Origin of the sequence: Streptomyces atratus (assembly GCF_900119365.1) — a bacterium.
Taxonomy (GTDB): domain Bacteria; phylum Actinomycetota; class Actinomycetes; order Streptomycetales; family Streptomycetaceae; genus Streptomyces; species Streptomyces atratus_B.
In genome coordinates this window covers 123,839-144,312 of sequence record NZ_FPJO01000007.1, presented here as the reverse complement: position 1 = coordinate 144,312, position 20,474 = coordinate 123,839, and the positions used below count along the sequence as shown (strand labels likewise).

Below are 20,474 nucleotides of genomic sequence, written 5' to 3'. Positions count from 1 at the left end.
GCTACCGCTTCGGAGGATCGTTGCCTCGCTCCTGCATCGTCCGTACCATGAATTGAACGAGGGTTCATGGCTTGATCTGGACTTGGGGGGACAGATGCAACACGGGGAACAGGTAGACATGCTCAAGCGCCTTCTCGCGCTGCGCGAGACGCGCCGCGACGAGAAGATGCTCGATGAGGTCGTCAGGCTTCCGGTCACCAAGTACACGGACGAGGGGCTCCTGGAGCAGGAGATCGCCTCGGCCTTCTCCCGGTACCCGCTGATCGCGGGTCACGCGTCGGCGCTTGCCGAACCAGGGGCCTATCTGACCAGCGACTGGGACCAGTTCCCGTACTTCGTCGTCAGAGGTGAGGACGGCCGGGTCCGCGCCTTCTACAACCAGTGCCGCCATCGCGGCGCCCGGATCGCCGAGGCGCCCGCCGGCACGGTGAAGAACTTCGTCTGCCCCTTCCACGGCTGGGTCTACGGGCTCGACGGCGCCCTGAAGGGCATCACCCGGGCACACGACTTCCCGGGCGTGAACCCGTGCGACTACGGGCTGGTGGAACTGCCGGCCACGGAGGCAGGAGGCCTGATCTGGGTCGGCCGGACGCCCGGGGCCTCGCTCGACATCCCCGGCTTCCTCGGGGTGTTCTTCGAGGACCTCGTGAACTTCGACGTGGCCTCGCTGGTCCAGTACAAGAAGACGAAGGTCGTCAAGGAAGCCAACTGGAAGCTGCTGATCAAGACATACCTGGAGGGCTACCACGTCCCTTACCTCCACCGGGAGACGCTCGCGTCCGCCTTCAAGAGGGGCGTGATCGCCCACGACGGCGACGGGCCGCACATCCGGCTGTCCGCAGCGCGCACCAACATAGGTGAGACCGCCCTCAAACCGGAGGAGGAGTGGCGCATCCTCGACTACGCCTCCGTGTACTACACGCTCTTCCCCAACACCTTCTTCATCCTGCATCCCGACTACGTGTCCATCAACACGTTCTGGCCGCTGAGCCCCGACCGGACGATCTGGACTCACGAGATGCTCTACCGGGCCGAGGACTTCGCCGGTTCCGCCGGGCAAAGTGCCCTGGAGAAGCGGTTCCGGTTCACCAACGACGCCGTGTTCGACCAGGAGGACTTCGCCATCGCCGAGGACGTGCAACGCCACCTCCTCCACGGCGGCAGCGATCACCATGTCCTCGGACTCGCGGAGGGCCTGCTCGCGATGTTCCAGAGCAACATAGACGAGCGGCTCACCGGCCCGGGCGAGGCCGCCGATACTTCGGCCACCACCCGCGCGACGACAGGACAGCACTCATGACCACGGACCTCAGCGGTTTCGCGCACAGCATCTTCAAGGCCCAGCCCTTCAGCATGTTCCTGGGCGCCGAACTCACCTCGGTGGGGCCCGGCTCGGCCGAGATCCGCATCTCCAACCGGCCTGAGATCCAGCAGCAGCACGGCTTCGTGCACGGAGGGGTCCTCAGCTACCTGGCGGACAACGCGCTGACATTCGCGGGAGGACTCGCCCTGGGGGGCGATGCGCTCACCGCCGAGTACAAGATCAACTACATCAAGCCGGCGGTCGGCGACGTCGTCATCGCCCGCGCGCAGGCCACGGCCACCACCCGGAGGCAGGCCGTGTGCCAGTGCTCCGTCTACGTCACGTCGTCGGAGGGACCCGAGCGCCTGGTCGCCGTGGCGCAAGGGACGATCGTGACGGCGGGCGAGCGCGCGGCGCGGGAGGACTGACAGCAGACGCCCGCCCACCGCTGTCTCCCCGGCCCCTGGCGAGAAGACCCCCGTCCTCGCGTCAGGGGCCGCCCTGCCCGCTTTGCCGGTCGGCCACTCGCGGGTCCGTGCGGCGAGGCGTGGTCAGTGTGCACCCGGCAGCGCCTGCTCGCGCAGGACGTGTTTCATCACCTTGCCGGAGGGGGTGCGGGGGAGGGACGGGAGTACCACCAGTTCCCGTGGGATCTTGTACTTGGCCAGCGTCGTGGAGAGGAACCGACGCAACTCATCGAGTGTCACAGCCGCGTTGGCCTCCACGACGGCCACGACGGTCTCTCCCCATTCCTCGTGCGGCCGGCCGATGACGGCGCAGTCCTGGACCGCCGGATGCTGGCGCAGTGCCTCCTCCACCTCGGGGGAGAAGACGTTCTCGCCGCCGGTGATGACGACGTCCTTGAGCCGGTCGACGATGAACAGGTAACCGTCCTCGTCGACGCGTGCCAGATCCCCGGACTTGTACCAGTCGCCGTCGAACGCGCGCTCCGTCGAAGCCGGGTCGTCGAGGTAGCCGATCATCCGCGTGCCCGAGCGCAGCCACAGCTCCCCGGTCTGGCCGGCGCGGGCATCGGAGCCGTCGGCCCTGACCACGCGGATATCCACGCCGGGCATTCCCCCTGCGCCGATCGACCCGGCCTTGGCGACCTGCTCCTGAGGATAGAGAGCGGAACCGACGGGGCCCATTTCGGTCATCCCGTACACCTGGTAGAAGCGGTCGGATCCGTAGGCGGCCTGCAGCATCCGTACGGTCTGCGCCCCCAGTGGTGCACCGCCATAGGCCCACAGCCGCATGTGCGACAGATCGAAGCCGGACAGGTCGCGTCCCGCCGCTTCCAGTGTCTTCAGCGGGGCGAGGTAGGCGATGGGGGCACCGAAGAACGCCGTGGCCCGGTGCTTCTGGACGGCTTCGAGGAAGGCGACGGGCTGGTACTCCTTGAGCAGGACCACGGTGCCGCCGAGGTAGATCATGGACAGGAACCAGTTGTTCAGGGGCGCCGCGTGCCAGATCGGCATCGCGATCAGGAACCGGTCGTCGCGGCGCAGACCCGTGGCCGCGGTGGTGTACGCGGGCACGCTGGACAGACCACGGTGCGAGTGGAGACATCCCTTGGGCGCACTGGTCGTCCCGGAGGTGTACAGCACCTGTGCGACGTCGTCGGGCCCGACGTCCACGCCGTCCCACTCCTGAGCCTGCGCGACGCGCAGGTCGAACTCGCCACTGCGGGTATCGCTCGTGGTGAGAGCAACGATGTCGGGAGCCCCTTCACGCATGCGCCCGGCCAGTTCCTCCGCCACGACTGCCACGCGCACCTTCGCGTGCCCGATGACGTACGCCACCTCGTGTGCGGTGAGCTTGTGGTTGATGGGCACCAGGGCTGCGCCGGCCCGCCAGATGCCGAACGCCGCCACGGCGAAGGCGGGAGTGTTGTACATCATCACGCCCACGCGGTCGCCCGGCCGCACACCGCGGTCACGCAGTACGGCAGCCGCGCGCTTCGAAGCCGAGAGCAGCTCGGCGTAGGTCATCGAGCCCAGGTCGGAAACCACGGCGGGCTTCGCGGCAGAGGCGCGAGCCGACTTCTCCAGCATCCACGTCAGGTTCACTGCAGGACTCTCCACATCCCGTCGCGGCCGCGGCGCGACGAAGCGCGGTCCTGCCGCTACTCCTGGATGGCGCTCCAACCGGCTCAGCAAGGATTGAATCACTGTTCAATATTCTGCGGAAGTCCCAACAGCCCCTGGTGTGGCGGTGAATGAGTGCGATGGTCCCACCGGCCGGACGACGGCCCGGCCCGCAGCTGTCGCGGGTAGGTACGGATACTCAGGGCCCGCCTGAGGGACTGTACGGACGTGACGCTGAGCACCTCTTCTGTAACGTCTGCAGCGACAACCTCCGGCGAGCACAACAGACACGGCCGGAGAACTCACCTGGGCGTTGGCTCGGGTCGCGGGGGAGGGCGTGTGCATGGCGTGGGACGAGTGGGAACAGGTAAAGGCGCAGGTGGCCGAGCGGCACACCGCTCGGTTACAGCTCAACAGCCTTCCGGGGGAGGGCGGCCACGCCGATCCGTCCGGTGGCGGGGGCGGTACCGGAACGCTCAGGCACAAGGGCGGCCCGTGGACGAAGGCGGCTGGCACGGCGGATGATCTCCAGACCAGCACGATCACCGCAAAGGTTGATCTGCGCAGAGCTCACGACGGCACTGTCGACGGTCTGGCCGGGCTGTCCAGCCTCGGAGCACTCACGTCCGTACTCACCTCGTGGGACGAACGCCTCGGTCGTGTCCGTGAGGAGTGCGGTTCTCTGGAGCCGAAACTGCGGCAGGTGGCTGTGGACCTCGCCGAAGTGGATGCCGAGGTGGGGAGCAGAGCGAAGGCGGTCGCGGTGCCGGGCACGAGGAGGGGAGAGTAGACCATGGCCACAGCACCCGGGCTGACCTGGCAGCGGCTCCGCGACCTCAAGCTGTCGGAACTGACCGATGCCGCCGACGGCTGGCGTGCCGCTTCCGCGTTCGCCGATGCTGCTCGCGAACGCGTCGACGGCGACATGGGTGGCAGGCTCGCCAAGACACAGAACAGCGAGTCCGCCCGATCGGCCGTGAAGCGACTGAAGCGGCTGAGCGAGAACTACCACTACATCCACACCGAGACCGGTCTCATTCGAGGCGCCCTCGACGGGCTCGCCAGTGAACTCGGCGCCCCACAGCGCCGGTTGCGCGAGGCCCTGGAGGACGCTGCCTCGCTCGGATACACCGTCAACGACAACGGCAGCATCGTCTACCCTGCCGGCGGTAAGAACGAGCTGACCGGCGATGCACTCCCCGGCGGCTCCGTGGTGGGCAACAACGGCCTCATCGGTGCCGGGAACCCGGCGCTGTACCGCGATGCCAACGGCATGTTGGACCCCGCTCTGGGCCCGGGTGCTCCCGCGCTGAAGAGTCCCAATCCGCACCATGCCAAGGCCCAGGACGTCGCCGACCGCCTCGCCCATGCCATGCGGGAAGCACACGAGATCGACGCCCGGTACAGCTCGGCACTCAACAAGCTCAAGGCGGCCCCGGGCCTCACGGTCGACACCAAGACGTGGGCGGACGTGGGTTCGGACGCCGATGCGGTGAGCCAAGCCGCCCAGAAGTACCTGGAGAAACACCTTCCGCTCGACAAGTCGCCTGCGGAACGCAAGGAGTGGTGGGACCACCTCAGCAAGGAGCAACGCGAGGAGTATCTGTCCGCGTTTCCGGGGGTGATCGGGAACTTGGACGGGATTCCGGCACTGGCGCGCGATGAGGCAAACCGCGAGAATCTTCAGCTGCTCATCGGGCAACTCGGTGTGAAGCATGATGACGCCTCGCGAGAGATGCTGGGTGGCCTGAAGGGGATCCAGGAGAAGCTGGAGGAGGGCGGCGAGCCGCCGATGTACTTGCTGGGCATCGGCGATGAGGGAAACGGCCGCGCGATCATCGCCTACGGCAACCCCGATACCGCCGACAACGTCTCGGCGTATGTCCCTGGACTCGGCACCAAGCTGGACGCGGACTTCGCCGGTGGAACAGTGAACCGCGCGTTGCAGACAGCTCTCGGCGCGCATCATTTCGATCAGTCCAGCAGAACCTCGTCGATCGTGTGGCTCGGATACGATGCGCCGCAGACGACACCTGGCGATCTGGCCAGCGGTAACAGCGTGATGTTCACGAACGACGCCGAGGCGGGGGCGCCTGGCTACAACGCGTTCATGGAGGGGATCTCCGCAACGCACGAGGGCGGCAACCCGCATGTCACCGCCATTGGGCACTCCTACGGCTCTCTCACGGTCGGGCTCGCAGCTCAGGAGAGAGGTGGCATCCCCGGTGCCGATGACATCATCCTGGTCGGAAGCCCCGGCACCGGCGCGGACAACGCGCAGGACCTCAATGTGGGTAAGGGCCACGTGTATGTGGGCGCAGCCGACAACGACATCGTCACCAAACTCCCGAGCCATGAGGAAGCATCCGGCATGACCTCCGGCGCGGTCGGCGGGGGGTCGACCGGATTTGTTCTGGGAGCCGGCATGGCCGGCCCGCCGGGAGCACTCATCGGTGGCGGCGCCGGGGCCCTCGTCGGAGGTATTGCCGGCTACACGGCCCAAGACGCACAAACCGACCCCAGCGAGCGTTGGTTCGGCACCGACCCTGCAAGCGAGCGTTTCGGAGCCACACGGTTCATGGTGGACGACGGCGCAACCATCATCGAAGACCATGGAAAGATGACGGCGCATTCGAATTATTTCGACCCGGACGAAGACCAGGAATCGGCCGACAATATTGCCAAGATTGTGGTTGGGAAGTCTGAGGAGATCAAGTTGGAGACGCCTCGATGAGGGTTTTGAGGGCCATGGTGCTGATGGCTGGAGCACTGCTCCTGGCTGGATGCGGTGTATCGGGTGATCCGGCTGAACGGGAGGTAAAGATGAACATGCAGGAGGCGGCGGTTCGGGCGGATGAGATCCTCGACGGTACATTCGCTGCCATCAAACCGGCGGTGCACTGGACGCACGAGCGGTCGACTGAGGGAAACTGTGACGTACAGAGGCGCCGGGCGGTCATGACGATTATCTCGGAGGAACGTCGGGGGAGCTTTCTTGGATTGATCGAGCGCTACTGGGAGGGGAAGGGATACAAGCAGCTCTCGGTGAACAACTCGGATATGCCGGCCATGTACTACAGGACGCCCGACCAATTCAATGTGCGCGTGCTCATCGGCGGCGCAGGGCAGGCCTTTTTTGAGGTTGCGACGCCTTGTGTGAACGTTTCCGAGGTGTCTCCGCCGAAAGCGGAGACAGTCGGCCCGAACTATGCTGGAAAGCTGACCCCCATCCCTGACGTCAAGTCGGATTTCTGGTCCGCGAAGAGCTCTCCTTCTTCCCGTACGTGACTCTTCAGCAGGGCGTCCCTCCCGCCGACGCCCGTCAGCGGCGGCCCGCTCGCCCATAGCACCGCGCCAGTGCGTGGAAGGCCTGCTTCGGTTCCCGGCGCCAGTCGGACTCCGGGTCGTCGAACCGGTCCTTGACCGGCTTCACCACGGCATAGCTGGCCATGTCCAGGTCGTATCGCGGGACGGGTGAGTGCGGGGCGTCGGCGGTGACGAACTCGAAGGCCATCGCGGCGTACAGGCCCATCTCCTCGAAAACGCCGAGGAGTTCGGTGAGATAGGCGGCCTGGGTGCGCTCGCTGCGGACCAAGTCGCCTTTGATCTCGGGCGGTTGCTTGGTGTAGTCGACCGTGTCCCAGCCCATGCTCCGCCCTGCTGGGGTGCTCCCGTGTACGTGCAGGTTCCGAACTCCGTGATCGCCAGCGGCTTGCCCCAGCGCAGGTACGGGCGCAGCTTGCGCAGGTAGTCCGCGCGGTCGGGGAAGTACGAGTAGTAGTCGATGCCCACGATGTCGAAGAGGCTCCAGTCGACCTCGTCGTCCTGCGCGGCCGCGTACGAGAGCTTGCCGCCGAAGACCGACCGTCCGACCGCGGCGGCCCGTGCCGTGAACGCGGACAGACGGCGCATCATCTGCTCCGGGTCGTAGTTGCCTTCCATCAGATTGCGGATGCGTTCCTGCGCGTTGGCGCCGGGCACGATGCCCGGTACGAACAGCCAGAACTCGCAGCCCACGCTCAGGTCGGCCCGCGCGCCCTGGCGGCGCAACCGCTCCAGGTGCCGGCCGGTCTCCGCGAGGTGGTCGAGGATCTCCGACGCGGGGCGGTCGCCCAGGGTCGGCTGGAGCCAGATGTGCAGGCCGAGCTCGGCGGCCTCGGACGCGGTGGCGTTGAGACGGTCGACGCCGTCGCCCGTCACCTCGACCGACGTGGCGTGCAGGTCGTTCCTGATGGCACGGAGATCCGCGCGCATACGGGCGGTGCTCCACGCGGTGCCGGGGGTCTCACCCGCGCCGATCGTGTAGCAGACCCCTCGGTGCGTCAGCCCCTTGCCTTTCCCGCGCCCGCCCCGTCGGCCGGTCGTGGCCGCCGAGGCGGGGGCGCCGGCCAGGAGCGGTCCGGCGGCCGCCGCGGCCCCGACCGCCCTCGCCCCGGCCAGGAACCTCGCCCGGCTGATTCCCCTGTTGCGCTCGTCGCGATGCACTCTGACTCCCCGGTCGGTCGGCGGTTCGTGTGTCGCCGCCAGCCTGCGGAGCATGGGAGGGTGCGGGCGTCCCCCGAAAGTCTGCGGGTGCGCGACCAAAGGATGAACCGGGCTCAGGGAGCGGCTACTTAGGTCGCGGCCTTCGGCGAACGGAGCACCGCGGTCACCTGGACGGGGCCCGGTGCTCCTCGTCGGCCCCGGTGCGCTTCCCACCGGTGGCGACCACGCGGCCCCTGGGCCTGCGCGGCAGCAGGCGGCGGGTGAGGCCGGATTCGTAGCGGGGCTGGAGCAGCAGGAACAGGCCCACCGCGCAGACGAACGCGACCCCGAAGAGCATCCAGGACTTGGCGCCCCGCGCCGAGTAGGCCACGATCCCGAACGAGAAAAGCGCCGACCAGAAGTACATGAGCAGCACAGCCCGGCGGTGCGAGTGGCCGAGCTGGAGCAGGCGGTGGTGGAGGTGCCCCTTGTCGGCGGCGAAGGGGGACATTCCGTTCCACGTACGCCTGATGACGGCGAGCACGAGATCCGCGACGGGCAGCGCGATGACGGACAGCGGCATGATCAGCGGAATGTAGACCGGCACCATCGCTGCCGACCCGGACCTGCCGTCCACCGACTGGCTGAGGAGGCTCGGGTCCACCTCGCCCGTCACCGAGACCGCGCACCCGGCGATGAGCAGGCCGAGCAGCATCGAGCCCGAGTCACCCATGAAGATCCGGGCCGGATGCGAGTTGTGGACCAGGAAGCCCAGGCACATACCCGCCAGGATCGCGGAGACCAGGGTGGTGGACGCGGCGGCCTCGATCCCGTAGCCGTACCAGAGCCGGTACGCGTACAGGAAGAACGCCGTCGCCGCGATGCCCACCGTGCCCGCGGCCAGCCCGTCGAGCCCGTCGACGAAGTTGACCGCGTTGATGGAGACGACGATCAGCCCCACGGTCAGCAGTGTGCCCTGCCAGTCGGAGAGGTAGATCCCGTCGGTGCCCGGCACCGGCAGCCAGAGGATCGTCAGCCCCTGGAAGACCATCACTCCGGCGGCGAGTACCTGGCCGCCGAGCTTGACCAGCGCGTCGACGCCCCATTTGTCGTCGAGCACGCCGAGCAGACAGATCAGGGCCGCGCCGGACAGCAGTGCCCGTGGCGTCGAGCTCTGGGTGAAGATCTCTTCCAGGTGCGGCAGGTGGGAGGCAACCAGCAGTCCGGCCAGCAGCCCACCGAACATGGCCATGCCGCCCAGGCGCGGAGTGGGCTCGCGGTGGACATCGCGCGCCCGGACCTCGGGGACCACCCCGATCGTGATGGCGAACTTCCGCACGGGGCCGGTCAGGAGATGGGTCACGGCCGCCGTGATGAACAGCATGAGCAAGTAGTCCCGCACGGGCGGCCTCACATTCCGGCCCAGCGGGCCGATACCTGAGCCCGATCGATGCCCTCGCTGCGCCCCGGCGAGCCTAACTCATACGGATTTCTGTGCGACGGGGCGTGGGGCGGGACGGTGGTGGGTGCGGGCGTCGAGCGATACGTACGTCAGCGGGCGGACGTGCCATTCGATGTGCCGGCCGCCGCGCAGCATGAGCGTGAACCCACAGGGCTCGCCACGGTGGAGTGCCGCCAGGGCCTGAACCCAGCCGCCGTGATCGGACCAGTGGAGGGCGCGGACCAGTTCGCGCGGCGTGAGGCCGAAGAGATGGTTCGCCCGGAGCTGGATCCGGATGGCGCGGATGGCTTCTTGGGACGTGGCCATGATGCGCAGGTCGATCGGCTCGGGGACGAAGCCGGTGGCGGGGCTGTAGCGGAGGGCCTCGAACCGGTAGCCGCGCTCGACGACCGGTTGTAAGGGGGTGAGGGGTGTACGCATCGTCGGTCGTCCGATCGCAGCGGGCGCGCCAAATGGCGTGCGAGCGGGGGGCGCGGGGCGGCACGGCGGGACGGGTGACTCCCGTCACGCGGCGACGCAGAGCGACGGTAGCGTTACGGGAGCGTGGGGCGCAACCATGCCCCGGGGCATGGTTGCCTCCAGGTAGCAGGAGAGCCCCCGCCCGGTACGGACGGAGGCTCTCCTGCGGCAGGCGGGACAGCGCTACTGGACGAAGTGGTCGAACTCGCCTGCCTTGACGCCCTGGATGAACGCGGCGAACTTGCTGCGGCTCGTCCTGGTCACCACGCGCGGGTCGTCGCTCTCGCGCACCAGGATCTCCTCGGCCTGCCGCGAGACCTCGACACACTGTTCTCCGCCGCCGCCGGAGAACGACGACTTCTGCCACTCGATGTCTGCGCTCATGCTGCGGATTATCACAGGTCCCGTGCGATGTGGTGAATGAAGCTCCGCGACTCCTCGGGGGCGAGGCTGACCCGCTGGGCGAAGTCGAGTTGCATGCGGTACCGGTTCAGATCGGCCATGGCGTCCAGCTGAACGCCTCCGAACGGGGCGTCGATGTGGACAGTGTCCAGCTGCGGCGCGACTCCGCCCGCGTACAGCACGGTCTGTGTCACCTCGACGAACTTCTCGCTGGCGAACGGGATCACGCGCACGGACACGTTCGGCCTGTCGGCCGCCTCCACGAGGCGCACCAGCTGGCCGCGAGCGACCTCGCGGCCGCCGACCCGCATGCGGAGACCGGCCTCGTGGACGATGACGTCGAACTTCGATGGCTTCTCGCGGTCGAGCACGGCCTGCCTGCGCATGCGGTGCTCGACCCTCGTCTCCACCTCGTCCTCGGGCAGCTTGGGCAGCACTCCCTCGAACAGCGCCCGCGCGTACTGCGGCGTCTGAATCAGTCCCGGCAGCGTCACGGACTGGAGGCAGCGCATATGGCTCGCGTGGTGCTCCAGCTCCGCGATGTCGAGGAAACCGGGTGCCAGCACGCCGCGGTACTCGTCCCACCAGAACTGGCCCCGATGCTCCCGGGATATGGCGCACAGCGCCTCGATCAGCACGGCGTCGTCGCATGCGTAGAAGCTGGCCAGGCGGCGGATTCGCGCCTCGCTGACGCCGATGCGGCCCGCTTCCATGTGGCTGATCTTCGACTGATCGGTCGAGATGAGTCCGGCGGCCTCGCGAGCCGTTCGGCCGGCCTGCTCCCGCAGCTTCCTCAGTTCGCAGCCCAAGCGTGCCTGGCGTGCGGTCGGATTGTCCCTCGGTGGCATGTCACCATCCTTCGTCCCCGCGCAGTCTTGCGTGGTGCGGCTGCCCCGGTCCACCCGATCGCGTGAAGTGGCAGGGGCAACCTTGCTACGGGGCATTCTGGCGCCCTATGGTCCCAGTGGGCGACGCTCAAAGGCGTCATCGTCCGAAGTGCAGCCACCCGTAAGCGAGTTGAACGCCCACGGGACCGGCCAATGCCACGGACCACGCCCACCGTGCAACGCCCCGGAGACCGCATCACGCAGGGAGACCGCGCCATGACCCCCGTAACCGCTCCTCCGTCACCCGCCCCCTACCTCCCCCAGCGCGGCGAGCGATACCGGCTCGTCGTGCCGAACGCCCCCACCGCCCCCAGGATCGTGCGGGACTTCGTGGCGACGGTGCTCTGGGCCGCCGGGCACGCCCCCCTCGTCGACGACGCCCGGCTCTGCGTGAGCGAGATCGTCTCCAACGCGTACTGCCATACGGACTCGCCGCAGGTCCGGGTGGAGGTCACCGTCAACCACCGGCAGGTGACGGTGTACGTGACGGACGACGAACCCGGCCGGCTGCCCACGCCACCGCCCCCGCGCACCCCCGGCGCGGATACCGGCGCGGACGAGGGTGGGCGGGGGGCTGCTCCTTGTCGACGCGCTCGCCGCCCGGTGGGGGACCACCGCGTACGGGGCGCGGTCACCGCACTCGAAGACGGTGTGGTTCACCCTCTCCGCCGCGAGCGCGGCTCACCTCTCCATTTGATTTGGACGACCGTCCAGGACTATCGTCCAAATCGACGGCCGACTCCCGCACGTACACGTATCGGAGAGTGTGATGAACCAATCCTTGCTGGCGACCGTGACCGCGGCACTCCTGGTCTGGGAGGCGCTGCTGCTGATTCCCATGGTCCCGGGGAAGCTGATCGACACGAGGGACTTCTCCCCGCTTCCGCGGTGGCAGTACAACAGCTTCAACGTGTATCTGACCTCTCTGGGGCTCGCCAGCTTCGTGGTGGCCGGGTTCGCCATGGCCGGTCAGCACTGGGCCTTCGTGGCGGCACTGGTGCTGAGCCTCGGCTACATCGCGGTTTTCGCGGCGGACCTCGGCGCGGTCTTCCCCGTCGTGCCCGACCCCCTGCCGGTGCAGCTGCTCGTCCTCGAAGCGATCGCGCTGGCCTCGGCCGGTGTGATCGCCGTGATCGCGATCCAGGGGGTGCGGCTGTGATGAGCGAGTCGACGAGCCCCTCGCGCCGGACGGACACGCGCGAGAAGATCATCGAAGCCGCGGCCTCCCTCATTCCCGAGCTGGGCTGGGGCGATGTGAGCAGTCGGCGGGTGGCGGAGCGCGCGGGTGTGAACACCGGAGTGATCCACTACCACGTGGGGAGCATCGGCGAACTCCGGCGCATCGCCGCCGTGCGGAAGATCCGGACGTTCTTCCTCGACCGGATCGGCGAGGCGGTGGCGCAGGAGGATCCGGCCGTGGCCGTGGAAACCATGCTCCGTGCGCTGTCCGCCAACGATCCCCGTGATCCGGAACTGCTGCTGCTGCACGAGTCTCTCGTCGCCGCGAGCCGGGACGACGAGCTGCGTGCCGAGATCGCCGGCTTGCTGGCCGAGTTGCGGCAGCGGTTGTGCGACTGGTTCGCGGAGCGGGGGGTCGCGCGCCCGCTCACCGTCGCGGTGACCCTCACGGCGGCGATCGACGGATATCTCCTCCAGCGGTCGCTCGACCCGTCCCTTGAGCCCGGCCCCCTCATCGAGGGACTGGTCGGCCTGGTCCGGCAACAGCTCGCAGCCGACGGCTCATGAGATGCAGAAGCGCGAGAGCCGCCTTGCGTACGGGGCGTGCGGTCGCCGTACGCGAGGCGGCACGCATCAGCTGCCCTGCCGGGAGAGAACCCGGGCACCTGCATGGCTCACCACCGGCTGAACGGGCACGGTGCGAATGCCCTGCCCGGCGGCAGCCTTCGGGGCGTTCTTCTCCCGTACGACGAGCAGTCCGGTCAGCACCAGCGCCACGCAGAGCACCGGACCGAGCGGGTTTCCGGGGGAAATGAAGCCCTGCGCGGCAAGTCCGAGGAGACCGCCGGCGGAAAGCACGGCCGCGAGAACGACCTTGCCGAGGCTCATGTCCGATGCCCCACCGGTGGGGCGACGGAATTCGAACCGGCCGAAAATTCGAGTGAAGCTGACCAGGAAGAATCCCAAAACGCCGACCCACAGCGGTGCCACCGCGAACCACAGGGGGCTGCCGGGCGTCGGCGTCGCGAATCCGAGTCCGACAATTGAGATTCCCGCCGTCATCACGAGCGCGGGCATGTGCCAGAGATACAGCGTCATGAAACGGGCTCCGCACCACTGAAGTACGGCGGTGGCCATGGGGCGTTCGGCGAATCGCGTGATCACCGGCTTGAGCGTCAGCCAGAGTCCGAGCTGGCCGATGGTCAGCGACATCATCAACGCGGTCGGAGGGCTCATGTTGGAGACGGGGGCCCCGGGCATTCCGATCATGGACGCCGGGTAGGGGCCGAAGAACACGGCGGCCGCGGTGAGTCCGAAGCCGACCGCGGCCAGACCCGACGACGCCCACGCGTTCCGCATGCGCAGGCCGCCGTCGGCGTAGTGGAAGCCGAACTGGTGGGCCGCCAGCCAGACGAACAGGGCGTTCAGGAAACCGATCGCAGGGCTGACCTCGAAGCGCAGTACGTCGACGGCCAGGGCGCAGACGGCGAGTACGCCGATCACGCGCCATCCGTACCGGCGGTACCACCGGAACATCACCGGCGTGAGCGCGACCACGAGTACGTAGACGGCGAGGAACCAGAGCAACTGCCCGGCTGTTTTGCCCGCCATCAGCACGGGTTGCTGAGGCACTCCCGCGCCGATCAACGCGTGGGGCAGCAGCAGCCACACGGCTGCCAGGGGTATGACCGGCACCAGGAGACGCGCAATTCTGCTCCGGAGCCAGGTGCGCACCGATTTCGCCGACCGGAACGAGAAGAAATTGGCGGCCCCGCCGGCGAAGAACACCATGGGCATGACCTGCGTCAGCCAGGTGACAATCCACCAGCCGGGGCTCGCGAGCGCATTCCCGGTGCTCAAATGCCCGTTCTCGTAGGCCAGTACGGGCATGAGCCAGTGCTGGGAAATCACGGCCAGCACGCATAGCGCTCTGATGACGTCTATGAATGAATCGCGACCGCGACCGGGCGAATGTGCGTGGGTTTGCTGCATGCAATCATCGTGCGGTCAGCAGGCGCTACGGACAGTAAAGCGGCCCCCCGAATTCATTGGGGGGCCAGCACTGCGTGCCATGGTGGGGTTGTCCCCACCGCGTACGGGGCGCGGTCGCCGGTGTGGTTCACCCTCGCCGCCCCCGGACGCCGAAGTGCCCGGAGCTTGGCCCCGTCGCGGCCACCACGACCACCACGAGAGCCGCGGTCGCGCCGCCGAGCAGCATGACCGCCGACACGGACACGCGGTCGAGGACGGCTCCGCCCGCCAGGGCGCCGAGGGCGAAGGTGGCCTGGAAGGACGCGGTGAACAGGACGGACGCGGCTTCGGGTGCTTCGGGCGCGGCCCTGGTGAACCAGGTCTGCGAGCAGACCGGCACCGCACCATAGGCGACTCCCCAGACGGCAAGCAGCGCGACGGCTCCGGCCTCCCACCTGCCCAGGACCGGGAGCAGCGCGGTCGCGGCGGCGATCAGTCCCGCGGCGAGGGAGACCGCGGCGCGCGGGCGGCGCGTCACGAGTGCGCCGCCGACGAAGTTGCCGACGATCCCGGCGGCGCCGTAGACCAGCAGGAACACCGTGATCAGCGCCGGACCGGCGTGCGTGACCTGTTCCAGGAAGGGGGCGACATAGGTGTACGTCGCGAAGTGGGACAGAACGATGAGGAAGGTGAGGAGCAGGGCGAACCGGGTGCCGGGCCGGCCGAGTACGGTGCGCAGCAGGCTCGCGCGGGTGACCTGTGCCGGCGGCAGGGGCGGAACCACCAGGAGCATCAGGGCCAGTACGCCCACGCCCAGCACCCCCATGACCACGAACGCCGTCCGCCAGCCGGCCAGGCCGCCGATGAACGTACCGGCGGGGACGCCGAGTACGGAGCCCAGCGGGACGGCCGAGAAGATCACCGCTGTCGCCCGGCCGACCGACGCCGGGCGGACCAGCCGGCCGGCCAGCCCGGCGCCGATGGACCAGAAGCCGCCGATGGTGACCCCGACCATCACCCGGGAGACCAGGACGAGGCGGTAGTCGGTCGCTGCGGCGATGAGGAAGTCGGCCAGGGCCAGCAGGAGCATGAAGGCGCAGAGCATCACGCGCCGGTCGACACGTGCCGTCGCCACCGTGACCAAGGGGGCGGAGACCGCCGCGAGGAGTCCGGGCATGGCCATCATCAGGCCCGCCGTGCCGTCCGAGACGGCGAAGTCGGACCCGATCGATGTGAGCAGGCCGATGGGCAGGATCTCGGTGGTGACGATCGAGAAGATGCCCAGCATGACGGAGACGACGGCGAGTCGGCCGCGTAAGGGGGTGCGGGGAGGGAGGGCGGTGCGTTCGGAAGGGGTGGTGGCCGCGGGGGTGGTCATGGCGGGTGCCGTCCTGTGCTCGGTGACGCGAGGGCTGTTCGCCCCAGTTCACAAGCGTCGGTGGACGGTGTCCGGCAGGTTCGCGACGTCAATGCCACCGGCCGGGGTTGACGTCGCTTTTTCGCCGGAGGCCGGACACTTTTCGCCGGAGGACCGGAAACAGCGAAGGGCCGTCGCTCCCGAGCGGGGGAGTGACGGCCCTTCACCGTGCGCCGCGACGGCGCTTGTGAATCCGTGAACCCAGAGGTTGCGCCGAATCAGAGAACGCGGACCGCGCCCGACGGCGGGTCGTAGGACAGCGGGCGCTGCACCACACCGGTGCCGGAGTTCTGCGCACCGACGAACTCGCCGCCGCCCACGTAGATCCCGACGTGGTACGCGCTGCCCGCGCCGCCCCAGTACAGGATGTCGCCCGGCTGGAGGTTGCTCAGGGAGACCTGGGTGCCGGCGGTGGACTGGGACTGCGAGACGCGCGGCAGGTCGATGTTGACCGAGCGGAACGCGGCCTGGACGAGGCTGGAGCAGTCCCACGAGCTGGGGCCGGTGCTGCCCAACACGTACGCGTCACCGAGCTGCGCCTTCGCGAAGGCGATGACGGCCGCTGCGGAGCCGGTCGCGTTCGACGAGGAGGAAGAGGAGGCGGCCGTGCCGGCGTTGGAGCCGGAGGTCGCGCTGAGCGTCGTACGGGCGGTGGAGCGGGAAGCGCGCTCGGCGGCCTCCGCCTTGGCCTTGGCGGCCGCCTCCGCCTTCTTCTTGGCCTCTGCCTTGCGGACCGCCTCGGCCTTGGCCGTCTTGGCGGTCTTGGCCGCGGTGGCGGCTGCGGCGTCCTCCTGGGCCTGCGTCTGCAGGTCCTGGGCGACCTGCTGCGTGGCCTGGGCGGACGCGGCGACGGCGGTGGAGAGCCCGGAGGTGATGGTGGGCATCTCGATGGTCTGGGTCACCGGCTCGGCCTGGGCCGGACCGGCAGCGCCTGCGACCGCGATGGTGCTGAGGACGCCACCGGCAACTCCGGCCCGCAGCGCCGTCTTCGAGGCGTTTCGGCGGGGCTTCCGGTGGCTGGGTATGTGAGCGGTGTGGGACATGAGTACTAGCGCTATCAGGGCCCCGGGGCTCCCATCAAGAAACGTGTGTTGCGACACAGTTACGTACGGAACCTGTGAATCCGCTTTCCGGGGACCCTTATTGACGCCGTAACGGGCAAAACGGGCATGCCCGATCACCGCTGTGATCACGGACTTTCGGCAATACGCCCGAATTGCCCGCCACCTACCATCCGTTCAGACCGATGGCCAAGCCCGCTTTCGTTGGAGCCTTGAAGGGGTGACGCAGGTCACAGTGCGATCGCCGTGCTGGGGTCGCTAATGCGCCATGCACCCAAGGTGGCGCCGGGCGAGGGGAGATGTCCCGTTCGGTCGGTTGATCGCAAATGTTCCCAGGCGTCCACTTCGCTCCTCGCGCTCCCTCTCCCGGGTGAGGTTCGAGCGGTCCGGGCGGGGGTGGGGCGACCGGTGGGCGGTCGATCGGGGCCGGAGGGCGGAAGATCCTTTATCACCCTGCGGTGTCCATCGCCAATTTGCTTGGTGTGGCCATCTCTTGATAGGGCGGCAGCCGTTTGACCAGCGGTAACGGCATCGAATGTCACGTCTCGTGATCACTCGGCCGCTTCGCGTGTGAAGATCACCGCTCATCCGACTTCATGATCCTTCGTCAGGTGGTGGAGATCACAAAGGCGTTGTCGTACCCCGTGTCGCAGATCACAGGACGGCGGGCATAGGATGCGGGGCAGTCGGGCTTGTGAACTGCCTCACATGTGCACAATCTTGGTGGGGTGGTGAGCCGGTCGCCCGATGCGGTCCAACGGTCAAGGACGACTGGAAGGAGCGAGGAGCGTGAATGCCTACGCGCCCATCCTCGTGCTCGGCGCCCTCGGGGCAGGGTTTGCGATCTTCTCCGTGGTCATGGCCACGCTTATCGGCCCCAAGCGGTACAACCGGGCAAAGCTCGAAGCGTACGAGTGCGGTATCGAACCCACACCCACTCCGGCCGGAGGCGGCCGCTTCCCCATCAAGTACTACCTGACGGCGATGCTCTTCATCGTCTTCGACATCGAGATCGTCTTCCTCTATCCCTGGGCGGTCACCTTCGACGCCCTGGGGATCTTCGGGCTCGTGGAGATGCTGCTCTTCGTGCTCACCGTCTTCGTCGCCTACGCCTATGTGTGGCGTCGCGGCGGCCTGGAATGGGACTGAGGGGCTGAGGGGCACACCATGGGACTCGAAGAGAAGCTGCCCAGCGGCTTCGTACTGACCACTGTCGAGCAGGCCGCCGGCTGGGTGCGGAAGTCCTCCGTCTTCCCGGCCACCTTCGGCCTCGCCTGTTGCGCCATCGAGATGATGACGACCGGGGCCGGACGTTACGACCTGGCCCGTTTCGGGATGGAGGTCTTCCGCGGATCGCCGCGGCAGGCGGATCTGATGATCGTGGCAGGACGGGTCAGCCAGAAGATGGCTCCCGTCCTGCGGCAGGTCTACGACCAGATGCCCAACCCCAAGTGGGTGATCTCCATGGGAGTTTGCGCATCATCGGGCGGAATGTTCAACAATTACGCCATTGTTCAGGGTGTTGATCACATTGTTCCGGTTGACATCTATTTGCCCGGTTGTCCGCCGCGGCCCGAGATGCTGATGGACGCGATCCTCAAGCTCCACCAGAAGATCCAGGGCTCCAAGCTCGGGGTCAACGCGGAGGAGGCCGCCCGCGAGGCGGAGGACGCGGCACTCAAGGCGCTGCCCCTGATCGAGATGAAGGGGCTGCTGCGGTGAGCGGGACCCAGAACCACGACGAGCAGAACCACAACGGTGTGCCCGCCCCGCGCGAGGACGCCGGCGAGGTCATCGGCGTACGCAAGGGCATGTTCGGCGCCGACAACGGCGGTGACACCTCCGGCTACGGCGGCCTCGTCCGCACCGTGACCCTGCCGGGCGCCACGTCCCGTCCGTACGGCGGCTGGTTCGACGAGGTCGCCGACGAGCTCGAAGGGGCTCTGGAGGAGCAGGACCTGCTTCCCGGGAACGCCATCGAGAAGACCGTCGTCGACCGCGGCGAGCTCACCTTCCACATCGCCCGCGAGCACCTCGTCCGGGTCGCCCGGACCCTGCGCGACGACCCGGCGCTGCGCTTCGAGCTCTGTACGGGGGTGAGCGGCGTCCACTTCCTCGGCGACAAGGGCCGCGAGCTGCACGCCGTCTACCACCTGCGCTCGCTCACGCACGGCCGGCTGATCCGCCTGGAGGTGTCGGTCCCGGACAGCGATCCGCACATCCCGTCCCTCGTCGCGGTCTACCCGACCAACGACTGGCACGAGCGCGAGACCTACGACTTCTTCGGGCTCGTCTTCGACGGGCACCCCGCCCTCACCCGGATCATGATGCCGGACGACTGGCAGGGCTTCCCGCAGCGCAAGGACTACCCGCTCGGCGGCATCGCCGTCGAGTACAAGGGCGCCCAGATCCCGGCTCCGGACCAGCGGAGGTCGTACTCCTGATGTCTACTCCCCATGCAACGCCCCGGGCGACGACCGAGGGGACTGTATATACAGTCACCGGCGGCGACTGGGACGAGGTCGTCGAGTCCGCCGCCAGGTCCGACGACGAGCGCATCATTGTCAACATGGGCCCCCAGCACCCGTCCACGCACGGTGTTCTGCGGCTGATCCTGGAGATCGACGGCGAGACCGTCACCGAGGCCCGCTGCGGCATCGGCTACCTCCACACCGGCATCGAGAAGAACCTCGAATTCCGGAACTGGACGCAGGGCACCACCTTCGTCACGCGCATGGACTACCTGACGCCCTTCTTCAACGAGGCGGCGTACTGCCTCGGCGTCGAGAAGCTCCTCGGTATCGAGGACCAGATCCCCGACCGGGCCACCGTCCTGCGCGTGCTCCTGATGGAGCTCAACCGGATCTCCTCCCACCTGGTGTGCATCGCCACCGGCGGCATGGAGCTCGGCGCCACCACGATCATGATCTACGGCTTCCGCGATCGTGAACTCGTTCTCGACCTCTTCGAGCTGATCACCGGCCTGCGCATGAACCACGCGTTCATCCGCCCCGGCGGACTCGCCCAGGACCTGCCGCCCGGCGCGATCGACCAGCTGCGCGAGTTCGTGAAGACCATGAAGAAGAACCTGCCGGAGTACGACAAGCTCGCCACCGGCAACCCCATCTTCAAGGCCCGTATGCAGGACGTCGGCTATCTCGACCTGACCGGCTGCATGGCCCTCGGCGCCACCGGCCCGATCCTGCGCTCCGCCGGACTCCCGCACGACCTGCGCAAGACCGACCCGTACTGCGGATACGAGAACTACGAGTTCGACGTCCCCACCGCCGACACCTGCGATGCCTACGGCCGCTTCCTCGTCCGCCTGGAGGAGATGCGTCAGTCGCTGCGGATCGTCGAGCAGTGCATCGACCGGCTCGCACCGGGCCCGGTGATGGTCGCCGACAAGAAGATCGCCTGGCCCGCCCAGCTCGCGCTCGGCCCCGACGGCCTCGGCAACTCGCTCGACCACATCAAGAAGATCATGGGCACCTCCATGGAGGCCCTGATCCACCACTTCAAGCTGGTGACCGAGGGCTTCCGGGTCCCGGCCGGACAGGTGTACACCGCGGTCGAATCGCCCAAGGGCGAGCTCGGCGTGCATGTCGTCTCGGACGGCGGCACCCGCCCGTACCGGGTCCACTTCCGCGACCCGTCCTTCACCAACCTTCAGGCCATGGCGGCGATGTGCGAGGGCGGCCAGGTCGCCGACGTCATCGTCGCCGTCGCGTCCATCGACCCCGTGATGGGAGGCGTCGACCGGTGACCGAAGCACGTCAGGA

At 67.9% G+C, this 20,474-nt stretch carries 19 protein-coding genes and 2 pseudogenes; 12 read left to right on the top strand and 9 right to left on the bottom strand.

Going from position 1 to position 20,474, the window contains the following annotated elements:
- The first annotated feature begins 118 nt into the window (after positions 1 to 118).
- Both BT364_RS14985 and BT364_RS14980 read left to right on the top strand, forming a co-directional pair.
- The gene (locus BT364_RS14985) at positions 119 to 1,300 is read left to right on the top strand and encodes an aromatic ring-hydroxylating oxygenase subunit alpha (protein ID WP_072485637.1); all 1,182 of its coding nucleotides are present in this window, start codon (positions 119 to 121) and stop codon (positions 1,298 to 1,300) included.
- Complete coding sequence (locus BT364_RS14980) at positions 1,297 to 1,731, top strand: PaaI family thioesterase (protein WP_072485636.1); 435 nt, start codon at positions 1,297 to 1,299, stop codon at positions 1,729 to 1,731. Before BT364_RS14985 ends, BT364_RS14980 begins: the two co-directional genes overlap by 4 nt.
- A 123-nt stretch (positions 1,732 to 1,854) precedes the next feature.
- Here the strand turns inward: BT364_RS14980 and BT364_RS14975 are convergent, their stop codons facing one another.
- Entirely contained in the window at positions 1,855 to 3,372 is a 1,518-nt protein-coding gene (locus tag BT364_RS14975; protein WP_072485635.1) for a class I adenylate-forming enzyme family protein, read from the bottom strand.
- 361 nt (positions 3,373 to 3,733) lie between these two features.
- Here BT364_RS14975 and BT364_RS14970 point away from each other — a divergent pair, with 361 nt between their 5' ends.
- Genes BT364_RS14970 through BT364_RS14960 form a run of 3 tightly spaced genes read left to right on the top strand, consistent with a single transcriptional unit; the run spans position 3,734 to position 6,678 of the window.
- The gene (locus BT364_RS14970) at positions 3,734 to 4,180 is read left to right on the top strand and encodes a hypothetical protein (protein WP_072485820.1); all 447 of its coding nucleotides are present in this window, start codon (positions 3,734 to 3,736) and stop codon (positions 4,178 to 4,180) included.
- A 3-nt stretch (positions 4,181 to 4,183) separates the two neighbouring features.
- A complete protein-coding gene (locus BT364_RS14965; protein WP_072485634.1) occupies positions 4,184 to 6,124 on the top strand; it encodes an alpha/beta hydrolase in 1,941 nt (646 codons plus the stop codon).
- Entirely contained in the window at positions 6,121 to 6,678 is a 558-nt protein-coding gene (locus tag BT364_RS14960) for a hypothetical protein (protein ID WP_072485633.1), read from the top strand. The genes BT364_RS14965 and BT364_RS14960 overlap by 4 nt, the downstream gene beginning before the upstream one ends.
- A gap of 34 nt (positions 6,679 to 6,712) precedes the next feature.
- Here BT364_RS14960 and BT364_RS14955 read toward each other — a convergent pair.
- The 5 genes and pseudogenes from BT364_RS14955 to BT364_RS14935 form a co-directional block, all read right to left on the bottom strand.
- Positions 6,713 to 7,848: pseudogene (locus BT364_RS14955) on the bottom strand (abortive phage infection protein).
- A 190-nt stretch (positions 7,849 to 8,038) separates the two neighbouring features.
- Positions 8,039 to 9,256 (bottom strand): MraY family glycosyltransferase, encoded by a 1,218-nt coding sequence (locus BT364_RS14950; protein WP_079179472.1) that lies wholly within the window; start codon positions 9,254 to 9,256, stop codon positions 8,039 to 8,041.
- Between the two features lie 78 nt (positions 9,257 to 9,334).
- On the bottom strand, positions 9,335 to 9,736 hold the full coding sequence (locus BT364_RS14945) for a hypothetical protein (RefSeq protein ID WP_072485632.1): 402 nt from the start codon (positions 9,734 to 9,736) through the stop codon (positions 9,335 to 9,337).
- Between the two features lie 222 nt (positions 9,737 to 9,958).
- Positions 9,959 to 10,159 (bottom strand): DUF397 domain-containing protein, encoded by a 201-nt coding sequence (locus BT364_RS14940; RefSeq protein WP_072485631.1) that lies wholly within the window; start codon positions 10,157 to 10,159, stop codon positions 9,959 to 9,961.
- Between the two features lie 11 nt (positions 10,160 to 10,170).
- Positions 10,171 to 11,025: a helix-turn-helix domain-containing protein gene (locus tag BT364_RS14935; RefSeq protein WP_072485630.1), complete on the bottom strand. Its 855-nt coding sequence runs from the start codon at positions 11,023 to 11,025 to the stop codon at positions 10,171 to 10,173.
- Positions 11,026 to 11,217: 192 nt separating this feature from the next.
- On the opposite strand from BT364_RS14935, the pseudogene BT364_RS42950 reads away from it, so the two are divergent.
- The 3 genes and pseudogenes from BT364_RS42950 to BT364_RS14920 all read left to right on the top strand — a co-directional run.
- Positions 11,218 to 11,577 (top strand): annotated as a pseudogene (locus BT364_RS42950) (ATP-binding protein); the annotation flags it as partial.
- Between the two features lie 256 nt (positions 11,578 to 11,833).
- Positions 11,834 to 12,223, top strand: coding sequence for a DUF8051 family protein (locus BT364_RS14925; RefSeq protein ID WP_072485629.1), 390 nt, complete (start codon positions 11,834 to 11,836; stop codon positions 12,221 to 12,223).
- Positions 12,223 to 12,810 (top strand): TetR/AcrR family transcriptional regulator, encoded by a 588-nt coding sequence (locus BT364_RS14920; protein WP_072485628.1) that lies wholly within the window; start codon positions 12,223 to 12,225, stop codon positions 12,808 to 12,810. Before BT364_RS14925 ends, BT364_RS14920 begins: the two co-directional genes overlap by 1 nt.
- Before the next feature lie 66 nt (positions 12,811 to 12,876).
- Here BT364_RS14920 and BT364_RS14915 read toward each other — a convergent pair whose 3' ends face one another.
- From BT364_RS14915 to BT364_RS14905, 3 genes are all read right to left on the bottom strand, one after another.
- The gene (locus BT364_RS14915; protein WP_072485627.1) at positions 12,877 to 14,235 is read right to left on the bottom strand and encodes an acyltransferase family protein; all 1,359 of its coding nucleotides are present in this window, start codon (positions 14,233 to 14,235) and stop codon (positions 12,877 to 12,879) included.
- A gap of 127 nt (positions 14,236 to 14,362) precedes the next feature.
- Positions 14,363 to 15,592, bottom strand: a complete 1,230-nt coding sequence (locus tag BT364_RS14910) for an MFS transporter (protein ID WP_072485626.1) — start codon at positions 15,590 to 15,592, stop codon at positions 14,363 to 14,365.
- A gap of 257 nt (positions 15,593 to 15,849) precedes the next feature.
- Positions 15,850 to 16,674 carry a C40 family peptidase gene (locus BT364_RS14905; RefSeq protein ID WP_072485625.1) on the bottom strand — a complete coding sequence of 275 codons (825 nt, stop codon included), beginning with the start codon at positions 16,672 to 16,674 and terminating at the stop codon, positions 15,850 to 15,852.
- 807 nt (positions 16,675 to 17,481) lie between these two features.
- On the opposite strand from BT364_RS14905, the gene BT364_RS14900 reads away from it, so the two are divergent.
- Genes BT364_RS14900 through BT364_RS14885 form a run of 4 tightly spaced genes read left to right on the top strand, consistent with a single transcriptional unit; the run spans position 17,482 to position 20,458 of the window.
- Positions 17,482 to 17,841: an NADH-quinone oxidoreductase subunit A gene (locus BT364_RS14900; protein WP_003992243.1), complete on the top strand. Its 360-nt coding sequence runs from the start codon at positions 17,482 to 17,484 to the stop codon at positions 17,839 to 17,841.
- 18 nt (positions 17,842 to 17,859) lie between these two features.
- Complete coding sequence (locus BT364_RS14895; protein WP_030926341.1) at positions 17,860 to 18,414, top strand: NuoB/complex I 20 kDa subunit family protein; 555 nt, start codon at positions 17,860 to 17,862, stop codon at positions 18,412 to 18,414.
- Positions 18,411 to 19,136, top strand: coding sequence for an NADH-quinone oxidoreductase subunit C (locus tag BT364_RS14890; protein ID WP_072485624.1), 726 nt, complete (start codon positions 18,411 to 18,413; stop codon positions 19,134 to 19,136). Before BT364_RS14895 ends, BT364_RS14890 begins: the two co-directional genes overlap by 4 nt.
- Complete coding sequence (locus tag BT364_RS14885) at positions 19,136 to 20,458, top strand: NADH-quinone oxidoreductase subunit D (protein ID WP_072485623.1); 1,323 nt, start codon at positions 19,136 to 19,138, stop codon at positions 20,456 to 20,458. The genes BT364_RS14890 and BT364_RS14885 overlap by 1 nt, the downstream gene beginning before the upstream one ends.
- Positions 20,459 to 20,474: the final 16 nt, after the last annotated feature.